Origin of the sequence: Kitasatospora sp. NPDC057198 (genome assembly GCF_042670125.1) — a bacterium.
In the GTDB taxonomy this organism is placed as follows: Bacteria; Actinomycetota; Actinomycetes; order Streptomycetales; family Streptomycetaceae; genus Kitasatospora.
The window spans coordinates 1-6,535 of record NZ_JBHUWH010000440.1; the positions used below are offsets into that span (position 1 = coordinate 1).

The window sequence follows — 6,535 nt, forward strand, 5'->3', positions numbered from 1 at the left end:
GGCCTGCGCGCCGCGGCGCGGCGGGGGTCAGCCGCGCGGGCCGACCGCGTAGCCGTACTGGGCGGGCCAGTTGCGGGGGACGTCGAGCTCGCGGGCGGCGTGCAGCGGCCAGTAGGGGTCGCGCAGCAGTTCGCGGCCGAGCATGACCGCGTCGGCGCGGCCCTGGGCGACGATCTCCTCGGCCTGGGCGGCGTCGGTGATCAGGCCGATCGCGTTGACCGGGAGGCCGGACTCGCGGCGGACGGTCTCGGCGAACGGGACCTGGTAGTTCGGCTCGACCGGGATCTTCGCGTGCGGGACGTTGCCGCCGGTGGAGACGTCGATCAGGTCGACCCCGACGGCCTGCAGCTCCTTGGCCAGCAGGACGGACTCCTCGATCGTCCAGCTGGGCTCCCCGGGGAGCCAGTCGGTCGCCGAGATCCGGAAGAACACCGGGAGGTCGGCGGGCCAGACGGCCCGGACCGCGGCCGCGACCTCGCGGGCGAAGCGGCTGCGCCCGGCGAAGTCGCCGCCGTAGCCGTCGGTGCGGTGGTTGGAGACCGGGGAGAGGAACTGGTGGGTGAGGTAGCCGTGCGCGCCGTGCACCTCGACCACCTGGAAGCCGGCGGCCAGGGCGCGGCGGGCGGAGGCGGCGAAGTCCTCGACCAGTTCGGCGATCTGCGCCTCGGTGAGCTCGGCCGGGACGGGGTAGCCCTCGTCGAACGGGATCGGGGACGGGCCGACCACCTGCCAGCCGCCCTCCTCCACCGGGAGCGGGCCGCCGCCGGCGCTGTGCTTGTTGGTGGACGCCTTTCGGCCCGCGTGGGCGAGCTGGATCGCCGGGACGGAGCCGTGCTGGGCGATCAGCGCGGCGACCCGGGCGAGCTGCTCCTGCTGGCGGTCGTTCCACAGGCCGAGGTCCCACGGGGAGATCCGGCCGTCGGGGCGGACGCCGGTGGCCTCGACCATCACCAGTCCGGCGCCGCCGGCGGCGCGGGAGCCGAGGTGGGCGAGGTGGAAGTCGGTGGCGGCACCGGTGTCGGGGCCCTCGGGGGCGGCCGAGTACATGCACATCGGGCTGAGCCAGATCCGGTTGGGGATGGTCAGCGAGCGGAGAGTGATGGGCTCGAACAGGGCGCTCACGGCGGCCCGTCCTTCCTGTGGTCCGGACACGGCTTCTTTCGCTTCGTACGATACTCACCGTAGTACGGAAGCTGTCAAACTACGAGAGGTGTCGTACCATGAGCGCGTGACCCTCGACCACGACCAGGACTGCCCCGGCCTGCTCCCCGAACCCCCCGCCGCGGAGCTGGAACTGGCGTGCGTGCTGCACGCCCTGGCGGACCCGATGCGGCTGCGGATCGTCTCCGAACTGGCGGGCGCGGGCGGCGACGAGCTGAACTGCCTGGCCTTCGAACTGCCGGTCACCAAGTCGACGATGACCCACCACTTCCGGGTGCTGCGCGAGGCCGGGCTGATCCGCCAGCACCGACGCGGCACCTCGAAGATGAACACCCTGCGCGCGGACGACCTGGCGGCCCGCTTCCCGGGCCTGCTGGAGGCCGTGCTGGCCGCCGCCCCGCCGTGCCCCAGGGCGGCCGCGGCCGCCGCCACCGCCGCCGCCGCGCAGGTGTGACCGACTGCCCCTTCCGCCACCGCCGGGCTGCCCCTCCCGCCACCACCGGGCTGCCCTTTTCGTCACCGAGTGCCACCTGACGGCCCGTCAACTCGCGGCGCGATCACGCCATTCGACGCGGCGGACGCCCGCCACTCCGAGCCCGGAACCATTGCGCCACTCGACACGTCACTCGTCCCGGATGCCCCGCGCGCACCATCAGGACGATCTTTCCTGACACGGTCATGCCTGGTCACGCGGCCTTCACCCGAGTTGTCCCGGCGTTCATCCCGCGTGGTCATTTGGTCTATACCAATCAGGTAATCTGACCGGCGACAGGTGTCAACGTCTGGCCGTGGGGGGCCCAATGACTGTCAATCACCTTCCGTCACCACCTTCCGATCAGGAGCTCTACTGGTACTTCGGACCCCAGCGCCGCTGGGTCCCGCTGCTCTCCGCGCTCGCCTTCACGGTGAGCGCCGGCACGATGCTCAGCTTCTCGCTGCGCACCCCGGCCCTGTGGCCGTTCCTCGCCGTCCTCGGCGTCAACGCCGTCGCACTCGCCCTGACCTGCCTGAACGGCCTGCGCCGCCGCCGCTTCACCCGGGCCGGCCACGAACTGCTGGTCTCCGCCTGGCAGCCCGCGCAGCCGCCGTCCGTCGACCTGTACCTGCCGACCTGCGGCGAACCGCTCGACATCCTGGAGAACGCCTACCGCGCGGTCGCCCGCAACGACTACCCGGGCCGCCTCGACGTGTGGGTGCTCGACGACGCCGACCGCGCCGAAGTCGCCGCCCTGGCACAGCAGTTCGGCTACCACTACGTGGTCCGCCCGAACCGCGGCGAGTTCAAGAAGGCCGGCAACCTCAACCACGCGCTGACCCTCAGCAGCGGCGAGTTCGTCGCCATCCTGGACGCCGACTTCGCGCCGCGCGCCGACCTGCTGCAGCACCTGCTGCCGTACTTCGGCGACCCGAAGGTCGGCATCGTGCAGAGCCCGCAGTGCTTCGACACCGACGCCTCGATGGGCTGGGTGCAGCGCGCCGCCGGCTCCGCCCAGGAGTGGTTCTTCCGCTGGGTGCAGCCCAGCCGGGACGCCTCCGACGCCGCCATCTGCTGCGGCTCCAACGCCGTCTACCGGCGCGCCGCGATCGACGCCGCGGGCGGCTTCGCCCGGCTCGACCACAGCGAGGACATGTACACCGGCCTCGCCCTGCACCAGCAGGGCTACACCACCCGGTACGTGCCGGTGCTGGTCGCCAAGGGCACCTCGCCGGACTCCACCACCAGCTTCGTCAACCAGCAGTACCGCTGGACGATGGGCAACCTGCACCTGATCGGCGACCGGGCCACCCGCAGGGCGATGACCTGGCGGATGCGCCGCTGCTTCGACGAGGGCATCGTCGGCTACCTGGCCGCCGCCGTGAACGTGCTCACCGCCCCGCTGCCGCCGCTGGTCATGCTGTTCGCCTTCCCCGGCGAGGTCCGCGCCTGGTACGTGCTGCCGATGCTCTCCCTGCTGTGGCTGTGGCACGTGCTGCTGCCCCGGGTCAGCCGCACCCGCTGGCGCTCCGAGGTGCTGCGCGCCAACGTGCTGATGAGCTTCGCCGCCGCCACCGCCTACTGGCACACCGCCCGCGGCCGCAGCGCCGCCTGGGTGCCCACCGGCGTCGCCAAGCCCGGCCGCTCCGGCGGGATGGCCCGCAAGGTGCTGCTGGTCTCGCTGCTCTGGACGGCCGGCACACTGCTCGCCACCGCCGGCGGCGTCGCCGTCGCGACCGTCCTGCACGGCTGGCACACCACCTGGGGCCTGGCCCTGTACCTGGCCGTCCAGCTGCACCTCGGGGTGCCGCTGATCCGCGACCTGTACGCCGAACTCCGGCCCCGCGCCCATGAGTCCACCGAATCCGGGGCCCACCCGGCGATGCGGCCGCGGCGCTGGCCCGAGGCCCTCGCCGTCACGAGCACGCTCGCCCTGATCGCCCTGCTCGCCTCCGGCTGGGCGGCCCCGATGCTGCCCTGGCTGGGCTGAAAGGTCCACGCTCCCGTGTCCACCAGTACCGCCCCGAGTACCGCCCCGCTCACCGTCGTGCTGAACCGAGCACCGGTCGAGCGGCCGAAGTTCCGACCCGACATCGAGGGCCTGCGGGCCGTCGCCGTGCTCTCCGTGCTCGCCTTCCACGCCGCCGTGCCCGGCTTCGCGGGCGGCTTCGTCGGCGTCGACGTCTTCTTCGTCATCTCCGGCTACCTGATCACCGGCCTGCTGCGCACCGAGACCGCGCGGAGCGGACGCGTCCGGCTCGCCGAGTTCTACTCCCGCCGGGCCCGCCGGCTGCTGCCCTCCGCCGCCGTCGTGCTGGCCGCCACCGCCGTGTTCGGCGCCCTGCTCACCGCGCCGCTGCGCCGCGCCGACCTGGAGCGCGACGTCCTCGCCTCCGCGCTGTCCGTCGCCAACTGGCGCTTCATCGCCGAACAGACCGACTACCTGGCGGCCGGCCGCGACCCGAGCGCCCTGCTGCACTTCTGGTCGCTCGCCGTCGAGGAGCAGTTCTACCTGCTCTGGGCCCCGCTGCTGGCCCTCGCCGCCCGCTGGGCCTGGCGGCGGCGCACCCTGCTCGGCCTGACCCTGCTGCTCGGCGCCGGCTCCTTCTGGCTCTCCCTGCACTGGAGCGCCGGCGCCTACCTCTCCACCCCGACCCGGGCCTGGCAGTTCGCCGCCGGCGCCGTCGTCGCCCTGCTGCCGATCGGTCGGATGCCGCGGCTCGCACGGGAGTTGCTCGGCCTCGGCGGCCTGGCCGGCGTGCTCGCCGCACTGCTGCTGTTCGACGAGCGCACCCCCTACCCCGGGTACGCCGCGCTGCTGCCGACCGCCGCCACCGCCGCGATCGTGCTGGCCGGCTCCGGCGGCACCCACCTGGTCGGCCGGGCGCTGTCGCTCGGCGCGCCGCGCGCGATCGGCCGGCTCTCCTACAACCTGTACCTGTGGCACTGGCCGGTGCTGGTCATCGCCGAGGCCCAGTGGGGCACCCTGCACTGGGGCGTCAAGGCCGCCCTCACCGCGGCCGCCGCGCTGCCCGCGTACGCCGCGCTGCGCTGGCTGGAGCAGCCGCTGCGCCGCAGCCGGGTGCTGGGCGAGATCCCGCGCCGCGGCCTGTCGCTGGGCCTGACCGCGGTGGTCCTCCCGGTGCTGCTGGCCCTGGTCGTCGGCTCCGGCACCCTGCGCAACCTGGGCCCGGCCACTCCCCCGGACCCGTCCGGCCTGCCCCCGGGCGCCCGCACCGGCAGCAGCCTGCTGGCCGCCGCGCCGCCCCCGCACGCGCCGACCGTGCCCAACCCCGTCCAGGCCCGGCAGGACTTCCCGCCGGACGGCGCCTGCGAGGTCGACCCGGCCGACACCACCAGCCCGCCGTGCCGCTTCGGCGCCGGCGACGACCGGATCGTGCTGCTCGGCGACTCGCACGCCGGACAGTGGTTCTCCGCGCTGCTCGGCGTCGCCGCCGAACACCACCTGTCCGTCGAGGAGTTGGTCAAGCAGGGCTGCCCGCTGCCCGAAATCACGGTCACCAACCCGCAGTTGGGCCGCACCTACCACGAGTGCGACACCTGGCGGGCCAACGCCCTGGCCCGGCTGAAGGACGGGCCCAAGCCCAGGCTGATCGTCGTCTCCACGCTCAACCGCTACACCGCCGACCGGGCCGCACTGCTGCACGGCTGGGAGCAGACCCTCTCCCCGCTACGGGAGTTGGGCGTCCCGATCATCTACCTGCAGGACACCCCGATCCCCGGCCGGGACGTCCCGGCCTGTGTCTCCGGCCACCCCGACACCACCTCCGCCTGCGACTTCCCGCGCGCCGAGGGCCTGTACGCCGACCCGCTGGCCGAGGAGATCGCCGCCGGAAAGTTCCCCGGCGTCAAGACCGTCGAGGTCAACTCGGTGCTCTGCCCGGCCGGCGGGCGCAACTGCCCGGCCGTGCTGGAGCACGTGCTGCTGTACCGCGACGACTCGCACCTGACCAACGCCGCGGCCGTGGTGCTCGCCCCGCGACTGGACCAACTCCTCACCGACGCGGGCGTGTTCGGCACCGCCGACGGCTGGACGACGCTGCTGCGGGACGACTTCGACGGCCCGGCCGGGAGCCGGCCGGACGCCGCGAACTGGCAGTACGACCTGGGCACCTGCTACCCCGGCTGCCCGGCCGCCCAGTGGGGCACCGGCGAGGTCGAGACCATGACCGACTCCGCCGAGAACGTCCACCTGGACGGCAGGGGTGCGCTGGAGATCACGCCCACCCGGGACGCGGCGGGCCGCTGGTCCTCCGGCCGGATCGAGTCCAGGCGGGCCGACCTGGCCGCCCCCGCGGGCGGAATCCTGCGCCTGGAGGCCGAGTTGGCGCTCCCCGACGTGCACGGCGAGGCCGCGGCCGGGTACTGGCCGGCGTTCTGGGCGCTCGGCGGCAAGCTCCGCGACGGGTACACCGGCTGGCCCGGCGTCGGCGAGCTGGACGTGCTCGAATCCGTCGGCGGACGCGGCGTGTTCGGCACCGTGCACTGCGGCACCACCCCCGGCGGGCCGTGCAAGGAGCCGAACGGCCTGGGCTCCGGCGAGCGGTCCTGCGCGGACTGCTGGGGCACCTTCCACACCTACACCGTCGAGATCGACCGCTCCACCAGCCCCGAGCGGGTCCGCTGGCTGCGGGACGGCGAGCAGTACTTCGAGGTCACCTCCGACCAGGTCGACCCGGCCGCCTGGGACCAGGCCGTCCACCACGGCGTCTTCCTGATCCTGAACGTGGCCGTCGGCGGCAACCTCCCCGCCGCGTACGGCAGTTCGCCCACCCCCGCGACCGAACCGGGCCACCCGATGAAGGTCGCCTCGGTCACCGTCTCCACCCGGCGGTAGCGGACGGGCGGGGCCGCGGTGCCGGAGGACCATCCGGTACC

General features: G+C 73.8%; 4 protein-coding genes. 3 read left to right on the top strand and 1 reads right to left on the bottom strand.

Translation table 11 applies throughout. The annotated features are described in order from the left end of the window. Nucleotides 1-27: 27 nt before the first annotated feature. A complete protein-coding gene (locus ACFUEL_RS32490; RefSeq protein WP_380240625.1) occupies nt 28-1,122 on the bottom strand; it encodes an NADH:flavin oxidoreductase/NADH oxidase in 1,095 nt (364 codons plus the stop codon). A 139-nt stretch (nt 1,123-1,261) separates the two neighbouring features. Here ACFUEL_RS32490 and ACFUEL_RS32495 point away from each other — a divergent pair, with 139 nt between their 5' ends. The 3 genes from ACFUEL_RS32495 (at nt 1,262) to ACFUEL_RS32505 (ending at nt 6,494) form a co-directional block, all read left to right on the top strand. Continuing rightward, nucleotides 1,262-1,615, top strand: a complete 354-nt coding sequence (locus ACFUEL_RS32495; protein ID WP_380240631.1) for an ArsR/SmtB family transcription factor — start codon at nt 1,262-1,264, stop codon at nt 1,613-1,615. Nucleotides 1,616-1,961: 346 nt separating this feature from the next. After that, nucleotides 1,962-3,626 (top strand): glycosyltransferase family 2 protein, encoded by a 1,665-nt coding sequence (locus ACFUEL_RS32500; protein ID WP_380240627.1) that lies wholly within the window; start codon nt 1,962-1,964, stop codon nt 3,624-3,626. A gap of 15 nt (nt 3,627-3,641) precedes the next feature. Then, nucleotides 3,642-6,494, top strand: a complete 2,853-nt coding sequence (locus tag ACFUEL_RS32505; RefSeq protein ID WP_380240629.1) for an SGNH hydrolase domain-containing protein — start codon at nt 3,642-3,644, stop codon at nt 6,492-6,494. Nucleotides 6,495-6,535 lie beyond the last annotated feature (41 nt).